Annotated in this window: 11 protein-coding genes; 6 read left to right on the top strand and 5 right to left on the bottom strand. The window is 41.9% G+C overall.

Features of this window, described 5'->3' with window-relative positions:
* Positions 1-47: 47 nt before the first annotated feature.
* The gene (locus tag R9C00_17175; GenBank protein WPO33434.1) at positions 48-362 is read left to right on the top strand and encodes a hypothetical protein; all 315 of its coding nucleotides are present in this window, start codon (positions 48-50) and stop codon (positions 360-362) included.
* A 10-nt stretch (positions 363-372) separates the two neighbouring features.
* Positions 373-669: a hypothetical protein gene (locus R9C00_17170; protein ID WPO33433.1), complete on the top strand. Its 297-nt coding sequence runs from the start codon at positions 373-375 to the stop codon at positions 667-669.
* A 308-nt stretch (positions 670-977) separates the two neighbouring features.
* On the opposite strand, the gene R9C00_17165 is transcribed toward R9C00_17170, so the two are convergent.
* On the bottom strand, positions 978-2,282 hold the full coding sequence (locus R9C00_17165; GenBank protein WPO33432.1) for a hypothetical protein: 1,305 nt from the start codon (positions 2,280-2,282) through the stop codon (positions 978-980).
* Between the two features lie 691 nt (positions 2,283-2,973).
* Here R9C00_17165 and R9C00_17160 point away from each other — a divergent pair.
* Positions 2,974-3,828, top strand: a complete 855-nt coding sequence (locus tag R9C00_17160) for an alpha/beta fold hydrolase (GenBank protein ID WPO33431.1) — start codon at positions 2,974-2,976, stop codon at positions 3,826-3,828.
* A gap of 612 nt (positions 3,829-4,440) precedes the next feature.
* Here the strand turns inward: R9C00_17160 and R9C00_17155 are convergent.
* The 4 genes from R9C00_17155 to R9C00_17140 form a co-directional block, all read right to left on the bottom strand.
* On the bottom strand, positions 4,441-5,907 hold the full coding sequence (locus R9C00_17155; protein ID WPO33430.1) for a rubredoxin: 1,467 nt from the start codon (positions 5,905-5,907) through the stop codon (positions 4,441-4,443).
* A 68-nt stretch (positions 5,908-5,975) separates the two neighbouring features.
* The gene (locus tag R9C00_17150; protein WPO33429.1) at positions 5,976-9,488 is read right to left on the bottom strand and encodes a molybdopterin-dependent oxidoreductase; all 3,513 of its coding nucleotides are present in this window, start codon (positions 9,486-9,488) and stop codon (positions 5,976-5,978) included.
* A 491-nt stretch (positions 9,489-9,979) separates the two neighbouring features.
* On the bottom strand, positions 9,980-11,335 hold the full coding sequence (locus tag R9C00_17145; protein WPO33428.1) for an MFS transporter: 1,356 nt from the start codon (positions 11,333-11,335) through the stop codon (positions 9,980-9,982).
* Positions 11,336-11,383: 48 nt separating this feature from the next.
* Positions 11,384-12,664, bottom strand: coding sequence for an alginate export family protein (locus R9C00_17140; protein ID WPO33427.1), 1,281 nt, complete (start codon positions 12,662-12,664; stop codon positions 11,384-11,386).
* Between the two features lie 431 nt (positions 12,665-13,095).
* Between R9C00_17140 and R9C00_17135 the strand changes: the two genes are divergently transcribed.
* The 3 genes from R9C00_17135 to R9C00_17125 are packed head-to-tail and all read left to right on the top strand — an operon-like array spanning position 13,096 to position 16,703.
* Positions 13,096-15,330: an RHS repeat-associated core domain-containing protein gene (locus R9C00_17135; GenBank protein WPO33426.1), complete on the top strand. Its 2,235-nt coding sequence runs from the start codon at positions 13,096-13,098 to the stop codon at positions 15,328-15,330.
* Positions 15,331-15,377: 47 nt separating this feature from the next.
* Entirely contained in the window at positions 15,378-16,010 is a 633-nt protein-coding gene (locus tag R9C00_17130) for a macro domain-containing protein (GenBank protein ID WPO33425.1), read from the top strand.
* 51 nt (positions 16,011-16,061) lie between these two features.
* Positions 16,062-16,703 (top strand): hypothetical protein, encoded by a 642-nt coding sequence (locus R9C00_17125; protein ID WPO33424.1) that lies wholly within the window; start codon positions 16,062-16,064, stop codon positions 16,701-16,703.
* Positions 16,704-16,720 lie beyond the last annotated feature (17 nt).

Genomic DNA, 16,720 nt, shown 5'->3' with positions numbered 1-16,720 from the left:
AGCTCCATCAACATTTTATTTAACCTTAAACACTAAATTGTATAGTTATGGCTCAAGAAGCGACAATCAAGTCATTGATTTTAAGTGCGGCAGAAGGCGCAAGTGAAGGAGTATCGGTACTTCAAAGTAATAATATTCCTGTAGAGTTGGATGAGTTTGAAATGGAAGTGACCTACGCTGCCGAAACGGAATTGACCAAAAAAACAGATGGGCAGTTTTCTTCTGGGGTGAACTTTAGGTTTGTCACCGCAAAGGCGAAAATCGGGCATACTCGAACTTCACGCTCCAAAGCTACCTATGGCCTTAAGGTAAGGTTTCTGTTTTCTGGAAAGGAAGTGGAAGAAGAAGAGGCAGTTCAATAACCTTAACTCTATGACTGAAGTGGATTTAACAAATCTTTTAATTGCATTTTCCAAATCGTATGAGGACGCGTGCATGAACCTTAAAAAGGAAGAGGTGCAGGTAGACCTGGAAGAAGTTGAATTTACCTTCGATGTTCAAGTTGATTTTGATCCTAGTATAATAACAATGGATGCAAAAAAAAATATCAAAGGTATTAAGTTCAAAAAGGTGGCTCCTATTAGCAAGGTTCTTCAAGTAAAGGAGGCAAATACGCCTAAGGAAGGCAGCACCTTTCAGATGAAGCTTGTTTTATCGAATAATATGTAGAAAGTAGTGTATAGATTGGATTAAAGGGTTGTCGTGTTCATCGGCAATCCTTTTTGTATTTGGGCTTAGGTACTTAATGTTCAAATAAGCAATCACAAGTGTCATCTTGCACTTGACGCGGTTATCTCTCACCCATGCACCAGCTGTCCTTGCGGAGCTTTGCAGAACACTGGAGGGAGATTCTTTGTCAAGCAAGGAACGACTCGAATTGGTGAATAACTCGATGAAGCAAAAAATAGTGCCATCCCCGATGGAGCAAGTCTCTCAACCCCAAATGAAATCAAATACTACCATAAGGAAGTACTTCTTTATGCCTCTTCTTCTTCTATAAAGTTTTTGTCACTCAAGCCCAAGCTCATTACTAACGGGATGGAAATGGCTATTACAAATAACCATACAATCCATTTGAAATGCGAAAACTCTATAAGGGCTTCTATGAAGAGCATGATGGAAATAGTGATCAAAAATGGCAGCCCAAATAAGATGGCAATAACTTCCTTAATGCTTAAAAGGTAAATATTAGCTTGGACAATGGTAAACCAGACTATGCTGGCAAGTCCTAATATAAGGATTACGAATATTACATTGCCTGTATATTGTGGCGGGACTATATTCTCGTAAAGAATACCGAACTGGAAAATTAAAACGATGGGCGTGAATAATGCGCACTGAGCATAAAGACGCCTTTTAAGATTGGTCAGGTTTATTTTTTCATCTTCTTTTATGATAAGGCTTACGGCAAAAAACAAAGGAAGCGACATCAGGGCAATCCCAATGGCATACAGTTGCTTTTCGTCGATAGCAATTGTTCCTGTAGTGCTGTCTTCTGCATCTTTTGAAGTGATCCTTTCTACATTTTTTAGTTTCAATTGGCTGTCGAATACATTGATGGGGATGGATACCTGAAAAGGTAATGTATCTTTATTTCCAGCAACATATTGGTACCTATCAGGCAATGTATTTCCCCCAGAATAGGTAGTAGATTTCTCTTCATCAAAATCTGTGTAGTCGGCTAGTTTGTATGCGTATATATCTAAAAATAAATGGGTTGAGTCGCGAGAGATGGTGATTGATTCACTGTTGGTTTTATTGCTAAGAGTAGTTGTGGTTGGCAAGGAGTCTACTTCGTTTTCGTTATAAAATTCACGGGCAAAGGTGATATCAAGAATGTTTTCTTCGGGAAGGAAGTTTTCGAACAGGTAAGTTTTGATCAGTTTTTTATCGGATCTGTTTTTCCCATGACTCCACACATATTCATAAATATGTTTATTGGTGCGGTACTCCGTCCAGTCGCTTAAGTAGTCAATTTTGGCAGTGTACTGATAGGTAGAATCCACCATCACATTTCTCTTCCCATCAATATGAATTTCAGGCAGTTTGATAAAGCTTTCTAGTGCGATGGGACCGAGCCCTACCAAAAGGAATAAAAAAATAGGGGAGATGAAGCTCTGGAATTCGGGGTTTTTCTGTTCCAATTGGTGATCAATATACTTGACCATGCTAGCAGGAGCTGCCAATATCCAAAATAGAGTCTTGGGGATTAGGATAATCCATGATATCAACTGAAAGGTGAGTTTTTCAATCGAATTTATCAGATCTGAAATATTGAACATAGAAGCTGAGGGTTGAGGCCTGTAATAAGACTATTTTAGATAGGGTGCGTTGAGTATGTTTTTGGCAAGATCTACTCAAAATACCTCTTTTAAAACTAATTGAAAACAACCTGCTTTCAAAGCTATTCGATTAGTTTCTTGGTGTGGGTACAAAAACAAAAAAGCCAACGGTTTTTACAGTTGCTGGCCTTAATAAATTTGAACTACTAATTAATCAGCCGCTATAAAATCAGTTGCCATTCCATGCTAATACTAAAGTTTGGCATGCTCTAGAAGCGAGCGGTAGGAGGGTTGTCTAAAAAGCCAATACCACCAAGATCTGAGCGAGATGCTCGAACCAGGTGATATCTCTCACATATTGTGCAAAAGAGCTAGTATTTCGGGGTGTTAGGCAAGTGATTCTGGCTCAGGGCTGGGGTGATAAAATGTTTAACTTTCCCTAGGTATGTTTCGCTCAATGCTGTCAGTTAAGCTTTTGTATATATGTCTCAAGTTATATTAAGAGGTGAGGTTCCAATAATTTTAGTCCATTTAGAATAGTCTTCTATGTTGCTTTGTTACATAAAAACAAAGTGAGTATGTGTTTTATACTGGTGAGGTCAAGAATAGTATGAGATTTTATACTATGTAACAAGTGGTGCGTTAAACGAATGATAAGCCAATTTAAAATTCTGTAAATTACTAAGTTACGATGAGAACTATATTAGGGTCTTTTGTAGCAATGGCGATGCTGTTGCTATGTAATGCTTGCCAAGATGAGTTAGAGCAACTGGAAAAATCTGTGGTAGCAGATGAGTTTTACCACAAAAAGAAAACACTTCATACCTATGTACTCATACATGGGGCTTGGCATCCTGAATCTGTTTGGGGCAATGTACAAGACAAGCTTGAAGAATTTGGTCATACCATCATTGCGGTGCAGTTAGCTGGTTTGGGCAATGATAATACTCCAATAGGGTCGGTAAATTTGCAAACGCATGTAGACCAAGTGATTGCGGCAATTAATGCACAACCCGAAGAGGTGATTTTAGTAGGGCATTCGTATGGTGGGGTGGTCATTTCGCAAGTAGGCGAATCTATTCCACAAAAAATAAAGAGGTTGGTTTATGTTTCAGCATTTATGCCTGTTAGTGGAGAGTCACTTATTCAGCTTTCCTTGCAAGATACACTGTCTGTAATAACCCAAAATGTGATAGTGAATCCTCCTGGCATATATTTACCTGATTCCATTTTAATAGAAGCCTTTTATAACTACTCCCTGAATAATAATAACCAGCCTTTGCAGCAGGAAATAAATGATGTTTTACCTTTGCTGAGACCTCAACCTATACAAACTGCTTTAGATACAGTATCTCTTGGGTCGAATTATGCTTCTTTGCCCAAAAACTATGTGGCTTGTCCGAACGATCAGGCTGTTACGCCTGGTTTGCAAAGCTTTATGTACAGTAGGTTTCCTGGGACGTCCATCCATACTATCAATAATTCTGACCATTCCCCCTTTGTTACCAGACCAAATCAACTGGCTAATTACCTGAAAAAATTGTAGAGTAGGGTATGTTTGGTTTGAAAGCTTCCTGAATGTAGCATGCTGAATACTAGGGCGGAGGTTCTAAATCAAATTCAGGATAGCTGATTTGGGTGATAGCAACAAAAAAGCCAGCGACTTTTTACAACCGCTGGCTCTATTGAATTTGAACTACTAATCAATCAAACGAATTTATAGTAAGTCCTGAGAGATAGGGAAAGATGATACAACGTTCCTTATCTTATATATTATGTGGATCGGAATGCTACTTAAAATGTTTAAGGTTTACCGGTTAGGGTTTATTGAGCCTCTCCGGCTTACATTTGCAGGCTATAAGCGAAAAAAGATGTATCGGTCGCCAATGCCTTTCATTTTTCTTACCACTTTAGTTTGGCAAACTCTTGTATAAGCCTCATAGTCTAGTGGATCGGAATGCGAGTTTGGTAGAAATCGAGCTTTGTTAGTTTACTGATAGTTAGTTTCATGGCTAACGGTTGCGGATTGCTAGTTTTAGTTTTTATCTCTCCAATTACTAAAACCAGTAACAAGCGACAAGTAACTAGCAACTTTTATCAAAGTGAGATATATGTTGCTAGTTGGCAATTATTACTTAAAACTTAGCTAACCCTAATTCTACCCCAGCGGCATAAAGCTACTTTTGGGCGATGAACACGTGGGGCAGGTGTAGCTTTCGGGTAGTTTCCCAAATGGGATGCCCGGTTCTATGCCCGTATCTGGTTCTCCAAAGGCATCATCGTAAACAGTCATGCAGTTGGTGCATTGGTACAATACTTTTTCTCCTGTTTTTTTGCTGCGCTTGCTTCCCGTAGGGGTGCTGCGCGTTTCCAGTTGTTCGTAGTAGCGCTTGCTCAGTTCTATCAAGATAGGGGGCAACACTTCTTTGGTCACGCCTTTGGCATAGGCTGTATATTCGGTAAGGTTCGGGTTAAAATCCTTGGAATACAACACGTTGTACGTAGGGGATTTTCCTGACCTTTCTTCGTTTTTTTCTATCACTACGGAAGTGAACAAGATGATGTCTTGCGTATTTCGGATAGTGAAGGAAAGCCCGTAGGTGCTGATGTCTTGTTGGTCGAGCGCTCTTACCAAAAAGGTTTTGAGCTCCAAGGCTTCTTGGTCGAGCACGGGCAGGTGCCAGTTAAGCTCTATGGCCGAGTGGCGCATATTTATGCCGTATTTGCCCAGTAACTTTTCCCACAGCAGCTTGTCCGATTCATTTATCCCTTGGATAATGAACGATTTCCAAGGAGTAAGACAAAGCTTTCCTACTTTGGTTTCTTGGCAAAGCTCGCACAAGGCTTTTAAGAACTTGATACTAAAGCAGTTATTTCTCCAGTATAATCCCAGCCAATAGTGGCCGTCTTCCGAAAGGTTTATGCCCTCGTAGTAGGGAAAGTTGGTGTCAGGATATACCAAAGACTCTTTTGCTGCTTGCGCATTTATTTTCAACGGGCTTATTACCTCATTGAAGAGCTCTTGGTAGTTGTCAAATTTCTTGTTCTGTAGGGCTTCTTCTATGGCCTTGGAAGTTTTGGCAATGTCGTAGCTATAGATCAAGATTGGCACTTGCCAAGGTTTCTCGTCAATGTTTTCTAGCCTGATGAACATGTACCAATAGCTCTCTTTTTGGGAGGCAATGAAATTGAGGTTACCGGTGAAAAGCGGTACTAAGCTTTGTGTAGGATCAACAATGTTGATTTTGAGTTTTGGCTGGTAATCGAATGTTTCGAAAATGTAGTGGTAAATATGCGTGGCCAACCATTGCCTTTTGGGCATTACGTTGAGGGCAGGGTAGGAGCTTACTATATTTTGGTAAGATTCCCCATCCATATCGTAGGAAGTATGGATAGCATTGAACGTTTCGTCAATGATGTTGCGAACGTTGGAGGAGGCTGGGAACATGATGTCTTGCCTCGATCCGAAATGGATGTAGTCCAAGCCGAAGCCTTCTACGGTGTGGATGATCTTGAGGAGATCGCCCGCGCTGATCACGCCGCCTTTTACAAAAACCCTTACCAGTTCATGTTTTTCAACATTTGCCACTTGTTGTATATTCACTGTTTCTTCTGTTGTTATCACTTTCTCAAAGTTAGGCTTATTCTTTTAATTTTTTTGTATCGGTTAGATTGGGGCGTCTCTACGATCGGCTATTTCAATACCAGCATTTCATCAATGATGTTTTTGACTTCTGGTTTGCAACTACCGCAGCCAAGTCCCGCACCTGTTTGCATGCAGACTTCTTTGAGGTGGTGGCAGCCGCCTGTAACGGCTTTTTCAATGTTGCCTTTACCCACATTGCCACAGCTACATACCAGTTCGCCTATCATTGGTTCGCCCGGAGAAGCTCCCCTGAGCAGTTCCCCACGTTTTTCAGAAAGTTCGGTTTGTTCTTCAATAAGCCTTTTGAACTCGGCAAATTCGGCTTTGTCGCCCATCATTATCGCACCCACCAGTTTGTCTTGTTTTACCAAGCACTTCTTATAATAGGTTCGGGATTTATCTATCAAGATGACCTCTTCATAGTCTTTTTCGTTGGCAGGAATAGTGACCATTCCTATAGAGCACAGGTCGAGGTTGGCAAACTTGAGAATGTTCATCGGGACATTTCCATTGTAGATGCTGAATGGATCACCGGCAATGAATCGTGCAGAAATATCGGCTTGTTTTTCTGCAGCGGCGGTAATTCCGTTGATCTTGCCCTCGTGCTCGGCTACTTCGCCTAGTGCAAAAATATCTGGGTCGCTCGTTTGCAAATAGCTGTTTACTTTTATGCCCCTTCCGCTAACGAGGTCGGCATTTTTAGCAATTTCAATATTTGGTCTCGTACCAATGGCATATACCACGGCATCGTAGTCTAGTTCCCTACCACTCTTCATTTTTACATGAAGACCGTTTTCATTTATCTCGCTTTTGCTTAGCTCTTGTACTTGGTCGTTGAGGTACACATTGATGCCCATGTCTTCTACTACGTCTATCAACATGTTGCTGGCGGTAGCGTCCAACTGCCTTTCCATCAGTCTAGAAGAAAGCTGGATGATAGTTACGTCTACGTCAATCTCAGTCAAAGCGGCAGACAATTCTAGGCCAAGCAACCCTCCGCCTATTACCAATACTTTGTTCTTGTCCTTGTTCAGGTGTAATTTCAAACGATCTGCATCTTGCCTGCTTCTTACCGTGAAAAGACCTGGTAAGTGCATAGGAGCATCTGGCGGAACGAACGCCCTGCTACCCGTGGCTACTATAAGTTTATCGTACGAATGCCATTCTCCTTTTGCATCTAACACTTTTTTGTTGTCCCTGTCGATCAGCTCAATGCTGTTTTCATTGTGCAGATGAACTTTGAGTGCTTCAAATTCACCTTGGCGGAATTTCAACAGGTTTTCCCAGTCTTTTTGCCCGTTTACGTATTCTGGCAAAAGTACACGGTTGTAGAAAGGATATTTTTCTTTAGAAAACACATGGAGTTCATCCTCTTGGTTCAGCTCACGGTAGGTGTTGATGAACCTATAGCCCGCTGCGCCTGCACCAATAATGATGACTTTCTCTTTCTTTTTGGTAAGAGGGGTTACCTGCACCGCCGAGTACTTGAAGCCTGGTTGTTTAGACTGCGGGTCAAATGCGCTGTTGGTAAGGTTATTGGCCCTAGAGAAGTCATTGCTGAATATTTTTCCCCAGTGCATTGGCAAGAAAATAACGCCTTCCCTAATGCTTTCGGTAATAGTGGCACTCACCTTCACTTCGCCTCTGTCGTTTGTAACCTTTACGATGTCTCCGTCTGCAATTCCTCTTTCTGCTGCATCGTTCGGGTGGATTTCTAAGAAAGGTCGAGCGATGTGTTTGTTGAGGCGGTTTACCTTGCCCGTACGGGTCATGGTGTGCCATTGGTCACGGATACGGCCTGTGGTAAGAATGAGTGGGAACTCCGGGGTTACTGGCTCGGCTTCTACCGATGCCCCGCTTATCAATATATTTGCCTTTTGGTTAGGCGTATAGAATTTTTTGTCTGTAAAAAGGCGTTTTGTGCCCTTCGAGTCGGTGCTTGGAACGGGCCACTGGAACGTGCCTTCCGCTTGGAGGCGTTTGTAGCTCAATCCGCTAATGTCTATGTTGGTACCTTTGGTGAGTTGGCAGTGCTCGTCATATACCGCAGCGGCAGATTTGAAATCGAAGCCATGGTAGCCCATTTTTTTGGCAAAATCGCAAAAAATTTCCCAGTCGGGTCTTGCTTCGCCCGGAGGAGAGACAACTTTATTCAAGTAGCTGATCCTTCTTTCCGAGTTGGTCATCGTACCTTCTTTCTCCAACCAACCAGCAGCAGGAAGAACAAGGTCGGCATATTTAGCCGTATCCGATTTAGTAGAAATATCTTGGACGATTACGAACTTGGCTTGCTTGAGCGCTTCGTCAACCAACTTTGCATCGGGCATACTTACCGATGGATTGGTACACACAATCCAGATCGCCTTCATCTCGCCTGAGCGGAGTGCCTCAAACATTTGAGTAGCCGTTTTTCCCGGTTTATCGGGCAGGGAGTCTACTCCCCAAAACTTAGCAACTTCATCTCGGTGTTCGGCATTTCCTTGTACTCTGTGCGCAGCCAAAAGATTGGCCATGCCGCCTACTTCCCTGCCACCCATAGCATTGGGTTGCCCGGTAAGGGAAAAAGGTCCCGAACCAGGCTTGCCAATATGTCCTGTAATAAGGTTGAGTGAAAGTAAGGCTAAATTCCTATTTACTCCATCGGTGCTTTGGTTCAGTCCCATTGCCCACATGGATATATATCCTTTGGCATTGCCAATGTAGCTGGCTGCCAATCTGATGTCACTTTCGGTTACCCCACAAATAGTAGAAGCTTCTTCTAGGCTTGTTTTCATTACCTCGTCGCGGTACTCTTTGTAGCCGTTAGCGTGGTTGTTGATAAAATCCATATCAACATCGCCGTTTTCGATGAGGCAACGACCTATGGCATGGTAAAGAACCGTATCGGTGCCAGGCCTAATTTGGAGGTGAAGGTCGGCCAAGGCGCAAGATTGCGTCACCCTTGGATCAACCACTATTATTTTGGTGTCAGGATTGTTCTCTTTATGTGCCTCTATTCTCCTGAACAAAATAGGGTGGCACCATGCAGGGTTAGCCCCTGTAATGAAAAAACAGTCTGCTTTTTCTATATCGTCGTACGAAACAGGTACGGCGTCTTCTCCCAATGTTTTTACGTAACCTACTACAGCTCCGCTCATGCAAAGGCGGGAATTAGTATCGATGTTATTCGTTCCAAAAAAGCCCTTAGTGAGTTTGTTCACCAAGTAATATTCTTCGGTGGTGCATTGCCCTGAAACATAAAACCCTACCGAATCGGGACCATGTTGCTTAATAAACGTTTTGAAAACAGCCGATGCTCTTGTGAGTGCTGTATCCCAACTTACTCTTTCGAGCGGATGGTTTCTACTCCAACGCATTTTCGGGTTCATAATCCTGTCAGAGTGATCTTGTACCGTGTAGTGAAGGTTCATCCCTTTTGAGCAGAGCATGCCCTTATTTACAGGATGGTCTTCGTCACCTTTCAAGACGAGTTGCCCATTTCTGTTTTTGCTCACTTCTATGCCGCAGCCAACGCCACAATATGAGCAAGTAGTTTTGTATGATTTTCTCAGGGATTGCATTCCGAATTTGTTTTTAAGTAAGTGATATACTTGTTAGTATGTTTTGGAGTGAAACAACTTAAAACGTTAATAGCCACATATTTTTATCTACAAGGAAAAAAGGTGATCCAAACCTTAAATCTTGTTTTGTGAAAGCTAGCTTCGTTTGAACTAAGCTTTACTAGGTGTTTATTTTGAAACCCCCTATGCCAAAGCACAGGGGGAATCTATATGAAGTAGATTAGGTGAAAGTATTAAGCATTCTGTGAGCTGAATTACTGAACGTAGTTAACGTATCCATTTTATTTCTTTTTAACCGGTTACAAGTTGCTAGTTATTAAGGCTTTCCAATCGTAAAAAAAAATGAGGTGTTATTACATTGATAATTGGAGAGCGTTACCTTTTTCTCTTTCGAAAACTAGTGACAAGAAACTAGCAACCAGCAACTCTCAGTAGGTATGAAATAATTTTTTAGTATCGAAATCTGTACGGAAACGTATTTTTCAGTGTATTTAAGCTTTAACAGGAATTGGTTGCAAGTTAGCCGCAGCCAATGATTCGTCCATCTCTACTTTAGCTTCAGATTCCGCTTGAGTAGAGAACCTTACCAGAAGAGAAAGTGCCGATGCGCCTATTACACAGATTCCGATGATGGTCAATGCTTCTGGGTAAGAAATCCCTTCAGACTTCAATAAGAAACCTGCTGCAACCGCACCAGCGTTACCGCCAGCTCCTACTATACCTGAAATGGCGCCAATTGCTTTTTTGTTGATGAAAGGAACTACTGAATACGTTGCTCCTTCTGACATCTGCACGAACAAACTAAAGATGATCATGGTGATGATAGCCACTGGCAAGATCGCCATTTTAGAGAATAAGATAAGAGCAAGACCTTCTATAAGAAGAACAGCGCCTAAGAAGTAAACCCGTCCTTTCAATCCCCACTTTATACCTGCTTTGTCTCCGAAGAAACCTCCTAAAGATCTAGCGAAAATGTTCATCAATCCGAACAGACCTGCAATCAGACCAGCAGTTTTAAGATCCAGTTGGAAGTAATCATGGTAGTAGATAGCTGCAATGTTGTTGATAGTCAACTCTACACCGAAGCATGCTCCGTAGATTACGAAAAGTGCCCATACCCTGTGGTCTTTAAGCGCCATTTTGAAAGATCCTTTCGATTCTTTGCTTTTTACTTTAAATTCAGGGTCGTTTTTCTTTAGGTCAGCAAGGTTTCCTTCTGGCAAGTCAGTAGTGTATTTGTAGTATAAAACACCGCAAACAATTAACGCAAGACCTGGGATTACCATAGCATATCTCCAAGCAGAAGCATCGGCGTATCCAAACCCAACGAACATAGCAAAAACCAATGGCATTATCATTTGCGTAACACCACCACCAAGGTTACCCCATCCTGCAGTAGTAGCATTTGCTGTTCCTACCACGTTTGGTGCAAACATCATTGAAGTGTGGTACTGAGTGATTACGAAAGAAGCACCGATCACACCAATTGCCAATCTGAAAAGCAAGAAACTCATATAGCTGTCTGCCAAGCCGATGAAGATTACTGGAAGCGAACCAAAAATAAGCAACGCCGAATAGGTAATCCTAGGGCCGATCTTGTCGCACAACCAGCCAATGGCTAGGCGGGCGAACACCGTAATGGCAACCGACGAGATAATGATGTTACCAATTTGACCTTTTGAAAGGGCAAGTTCTTCCCTTACAACCGCCATAAGAGGCGCAATACCGAACCATCCGAAGAAACATAGGAAGAAAGAGAACCACGTAAGATGGAATGTTCTCATGTTGATGGTTTTCAGGCTAAACAAGTTGATTTTGGTAGCCTTTCCTGTAGCTGATGTACTCATTTTAATTTGGATTTAGGGGTTAATAATTTAGATCTTGATTACAAATACTTACTTTGATTTGAATAATTCAGGTTTGATCGTTAGCATCGCCCATGCCCAGTTGTTGGTCATGTCGTGGTTTCCACTTTTCACTATTCCCATAGTCTCTGTAGCGAACATTTGAGAGTAGCCAAGCTTGAAGTTTGCCCATTTCGACATGTTTACATTCCATACCAAGTCAAGCTCAGTACCTAGTCCCGCTGAAGCTTCTCCGCTGCCTTCTGGGTTTTGGATAGCTACTGGAGACGAGAAGTAATGGAGGTGACCCAAAAGGGAAGATTTTTTACTTAGTTTGAAGTTGGTCTTGAGGAAGATGTCAACCAATCCGATTGATTTTCCTCCTACATTGTGGCCATTTCCTACGTAGAAATAATCCATCAGACCGTAGAATTTATGGTTAGTGCCATATAGTGGAGCAAATGATTTGTCTTTGTCGTCCGAAGCTTCTGTGCCCGATAGGTAATCGAAGCCAATGGTAAGAGGTGTGATTTTGGTGGGCAATGTAGCGTTTAAGGCAATCATGTAAGCGCTAACATCAGCCCCTCCACCGTTTTTACCACCTTGGTAATACAGCTCTCCTTGTAATTTTACATTTCCTACTTTTGTGTTTCCAAAGAACCCATACGTTTGGCGGAAATGCACTGCCGAGTCAGCTGCTTGGCGACCATCGTTGAATACAAGTACCGAAAAATTTGAGTTGCCAAGGTCTTTGTGCAACCAAGCGTATTGGATGGTTTTGTAGTTGTTTACGCCTTCATAGTACGTAGAAAACAATTTGCCTGGCTCGAAAGGAACGTTTTGGTTGAATGCGCCGCCTATGTGAAGCTGAGTACCGGTACTGTCTTTGAACGTAAGCAACAACGCATCGTGGCTTCTTCCTTGTTGAGCCCATCCGAGGTTTCCTAAGAAACGAGCATTGTCGTAGTTCAAGTCTTGGCGACCAGCCTTCACCGCCCATTTGCTAGAAAGCTCATACTCAGCCCAAGCTTCGTACACATTGGCAAGTGCAGGGTCTTCTTTGTAGATCTGGTCTGCGTTACCCCAGATTCTCACATCTTGCAAAGAAAGCTTAAAGTTGATTTTATCTGCTTTGTAGCCAAAGTACAGTCTCGAACGCTGCTCAATAAAAAATGCAGGGTCGGTATTGTCTTTATTTAAGGTTTTGAAACCGTTTCTGAATTCTGCCCTTGGGCGAATTTCACCAACTATAGAGAACTGACCATAAACAGTAGAGAGGGCTCCTATTAGGAACAAACCCAGTAAAAGTATCTTTTTAGTAAAATTGAACATATAGCTTAAAGCGTTTCAGGTTTAAAATGTAAAGTTGGTAGTGAGACGATTTTCATATTTACTTAGAAACTCTTTTAATGTGTTGATCGGTTACGTATAATTTTCCGTTGTTTTACTTATTTATTGATACTAAGGTAAGGGATTATTTTTAAAAAATACGTAGTAATACGTAATAAATTTTTTAATTAATTTACGTAATTACGTAGTTTTAGTATTAAGCAATTGAAAATGAATGGTTTGTGTTTTTTTTTGGCGCGCAAAAAAAATAGTTTTTGTGAGATGAATAATAGCGACTAGTATCCTTTACTCTGAAGTAGATGGCAATAGGCTAGAAGTATCCTCCTTCCCTCCCCAAAGACGAGTTCGCCTATGCCCTCGGCTACTACAAGGGCGACTATGCGCCGATCAAGGAAGGCCTAGGGCTAGGGGCAATGGCCAACGGCCAGTTGTGGGACGACCATGCCCATGCCAACGACCTGGCGGGCAATGTGGGGCTCTACAACGGGAACATCGCCTGGATGGCGACCGACCTGCCCCAACTGGGAAGGAAAGAAGACGGCTCTACCCGCCCCGACAAGGCGCTGCAGGCCATGCACTACGGCTACGACCAGCTCAACCGCATCTCCTTTGCGAGGTCTTCCGCCTTTGACGGCACGGCCTGGGCAAACCGCACGCCCGACGTGCAAAAAGCCTACGACAGCCACTATACCTACGACGGCAACGGCAACATAGAGCAACTGGGCAGGAACCAAGAGCTGGACAGGGAGGTGATCCTGATCACATACAACTACATGGACGGCAGCTATATGGAGAAGGAGGAGAACCAAGGTTACAGGTTCACGACCAACTACCTAGAGGGCTCCAACAGGTTGGCACATGTAGAGGACAACGAGGAAGTAGAGGCACTTCCACCAGGCGGTGACGCCAACGGCGACATTACGTACGACTACACCCCGCTGCCCCAAACACAAGAAGAGAACTACAACAACATCACCCTTACGGACGGGGCGAGGGTACAAGAGGGCGAGGACATCACCCTCACCGCCAAGGAGAGCTTCAAGATAGAGCCGGGTTTTGTGGTGGAGCCGGGCGGAGAATTCTCCGCCAAGCTGGGCGAGCTGAAGACCCTTTCCACCAGGCTGGGGCAAGAAGAAGGCAACTATGCCTACGACGCCATAGGCAACCTGATAAGGGACGACTCGGAGAACATTACGGACATAGACTGGACCATACAGGGCAAGGTGGCCAAGGTGAGCAAGACGGTGGAGGGCGCGGAAAAGAGCGTGCAATACCGCTACGCCCCCGACGGCAACCGCGCGGTAAAGCAGCTCTGGGAAGGGGACAACATTGTGGCGACTGACTACTATGTGAGGGATGCCTCGGGCAACGTGATGGCGATTTACAAGAAAAAAGGAGAGGAAGAGATAACGCTTAAAGAAAGACCGATCTATGGCAGCTCTAGGTTGGGCGCGCTGAACGGCGGGGAACATGCAGAGGATGCGGACATGACCATGGGCGAGCGCACCTGGGGGCTAAGGCAGTTTGAGCTAAGCAACCACCTGGGCAACGTGCTGGCGACCGTGACCGACCTGAAAAAGACGGACGGCTTTGCGGACGTGGCGAGCGTGAGCGACTACCACCCCTTTGGCATGCAGATGCCGGGCAGGGGATACACCAAAGGAGAGGACATCGGCTACCGATATGGGTTTAATAATAAAGAAAATGATCCTGATCTAGGAAAAGGAATAGTCGATTTTGGGGCTAGGGGATATAATTCAAAAATTGGAAAATGGTTGAGTCCTGATAAAGTAGTGAAGAGTTTTGTCTCACCATATCAGTTTGGACAAAACTCTCCAATATGGAATATTGATCCTGATGGAAATGATGAGGTTCATTTTTATGAAAAATTTGATGGCAGTTTTGTTCCTGTTATAGTTTTTACAGATGATGATGACATTAAGTTTTTTGTACACGAAGCAACTTGGTGGTCTAGACAAAAGAATAACTGGATACCAGTAGATGAGGAGTATAATGATCAATTTGAAATACAGAACAATTTATGGAATGCCTTGGGATGGACTAAGTATGATCCAAATTGGTTAGCTCGTGAGATAAATGGTAGTACTGAGATTGAAGGGTATTTGGCAATCCGTGCCTTTGAAGGAAATGAAAAGGCTCAGTTTTGGCAAGGCATGGCAAGAAACCAAAATATCGAAGAAAGGATTGAAGCATTAATTGCAATAGGTGATATATTGGTTGGCGGTAGAGAAGCGATTAGAGGCGCGGCAGGAAGAAGAATGGTTGCCCCCAGAAGTTTAGGGGCTGCTGCAAAAGAAGGAAGTATGATCCCTCTTGCTGATGATGTTGTTCCTATGTATCGAGCACCTAGAAAAGGGACTGTTGATAATATTATGAAGAATGGGTTTGATACAGGAGCAAGAGAAATTCATTTTGCAAAAGAGCGTGAACTTGCGCTTGAATATTCGAGACAGGGAACGTACGATGATTATTTAATCAGGGTTGACATTCCAAAAGCAACTTGGGACGATTGGGTAGAAAAAAAATATATAGAGCCTTATGAAGGTGGGAGATTTCAAATCAGATTACCCAATAAGGAGCTAGATAAGCTCAATACTTTTTATAAAGAAAAAGAGATTGGTTATTAACCATTTTAGGCTTAATTTGATTTGTTTAAAATATTACAAAATAAATCATGACATACTATTTTATCAGTACTAGTTCCGAATTAACAGAAGCATGGGAAAAAGTATTTAATGGAGTTCAAGATGTAATAATTAAATATGATTCAATATTTAATTATCCGTGTGATGCAATTGTGAGTCCAGCAAATAGCTTTGGGTTTATGAATGGAGGACTTGATTTTGCTATTTCTAAAAATTTAGGATGGCATATTGAAAAGAAGCTTCAAGGTAAAATCAGAAGAGATTATTATGGTGAATTATTAGTTGGACAAGCTACGGTAATTGAAACTGAACACTCTGATTTTTCATATTTAATTTCAGCACCAACAATGCGAACCCCAATGACAATTTTAAAGTCTCCTAATGTCTATCTTGCTATGAAAGCAATACTAATATTGTTAATCTATGGAAGGTTCGATAATGGGGATCTAATAAAAGATAAAATTCAAAGCATAGCTGTTCCTGGTTTGGGAACAGGTACGGGGCAAGTTCCACCAATTGTATGTGCAAGACAAATGCGTATTGCATGGGAAGATGTGATAAATGAAAAATTTAAAACTCAGAATGGTTGGGACGAATTACGGTCGAATTATGCATACTTTTTTACTCATGATGAAAAAGATTTAGGATATAATATTCCGTAATTGTCCTCTTATTTAAGATATAGTATAACAATAGAAGCGAAATAACTAGGTATGACAAAGGAAGAATTTATAAAAATATTAAAACACTCACCAGAAGATGCAAAATATGATGCATATAGAAATATAGATTCATCTTATTTAGATATTGAAACCTTCAAAGTATTAGTGAGCTTACTTAAAAATAATGACGATAAAATCAGATTTTTTGCTCTTTTTTATCTGATTGAAGATTTCCAAAAAGAACTATCAGAGTGTGGAGAAAATGTGATTCAGATTCTGATTTTTCTCTTAAAAGACGTTCATGCTCCTATTGTAGATAGAACGGTATGGGCCTTAAGTATTATAGGAAAAGATGCTTTAGAATATTTGATAAAGGCGGCTAAATCTTCAGATTTACAGTTGAGAGAAAAAGCAATTTGGGCTATTAAAAGAAATTCAAATTTAAACTCCAATAAAACTGAAATTGTAAAAGTCTTGATCAGAGGATTAGAGGACAAAAATAAAGAAATTAAGTTTAGCTCTATGTGTGCGTTAATGGACATTAGTCCTATAAGGAACAATTCAATTGTAGATTTTGATTTTAAACCAATTTATAGACATATCAAACCTATAGCGGAAGAGTTTTCTTTGTCAAAAGTTGAACATTATCAGTATTGGGGTAGCTATTATTTGGGTTTAATTGAAAAAAGTTAAAAATCACCCCTTTGGTC

The sequence above is a fragment of the Flammeovirgaceae bacterium SG7u.111 genome (assembly GCA_034044135.1).
Taxonomy (GTDB): Bacteria; Bacteroidota; Bacteroidia; order Cytophagales; family Flammeovirgaceae.
Note: the sequence above shows the minus strand (reverse complement) of the source record. Positions and strands in the feature narration are given on the sequence as shown.

Bases quoted from the DNA above. Each gene is read 5' to 3' on its own strand.
- R9C00_17175 (WPO33434.1), top strand. From the start codon at position 48: ATGGCTCAAGAAGCGACAATCAAGTCATTGATTTTAAGTGCGGCAGAA.
- R9C00_17170 (WPO33433.1), top strand. From the start codon at position 373: ATGACTGAAGTGGATTTAACAAATCTTTTAATTGCATTTTCCAAATCG.
- R9C00_17165 (WPO33432.1), bottom strand. From the start codon at position 2,282: ATGTTCAATATTTCAGATCTGATAAATTCGATTGAAAAACTCACCTTT.
- R9C00_17160 (WPO33431.1), top strand. From the start codon at position 2,974: ATGAGAACTATATTAGGGTCTTTTGTAGCAATGGCGATGCTGTTGCTA.
- R9C00_17150 (WPO33429.1), bottom strand. From the start codon at position 9,488: ATGCAATCCCTGAGAAAATCATACAAAACTACTTGCTCATATTGTGGC.
- R9C00_17145 (WPO33428.1), bottom strand. From the start codon at position 11,335: ATGAGTACATCAGCTACAGGAAAGGCTACCAAAATCAACTTGTTTAGC.
- R9C00_17140 (WPO33427.1), bottom strand. From the start codon at position 12,664: ATGTTCAATTTTACTAAAAAGATACTTTTACTGGGTTTGTTCCTAATA.
- R9C00_17135 (WPO33426.1), top strand. From the start codon at position 13,096: ATGGCCAACGGCCAGTTGTGGGACGACCATGCCCATGCCAACGACCTG.
- R9C00_17130 (WPO33425.1), top strand. From the start codon at position 15,378: ATGACATACTATTTTATCAGTACTAGTTCCGAATTAACAGAAGCATGG.
- R9C00_17125 (WPO33424.1), top strand. From the start codon at position 16,062: ATGACAAAGGAAGAATTTATAAAAATATTAAAACACTCACCAGAAGAT.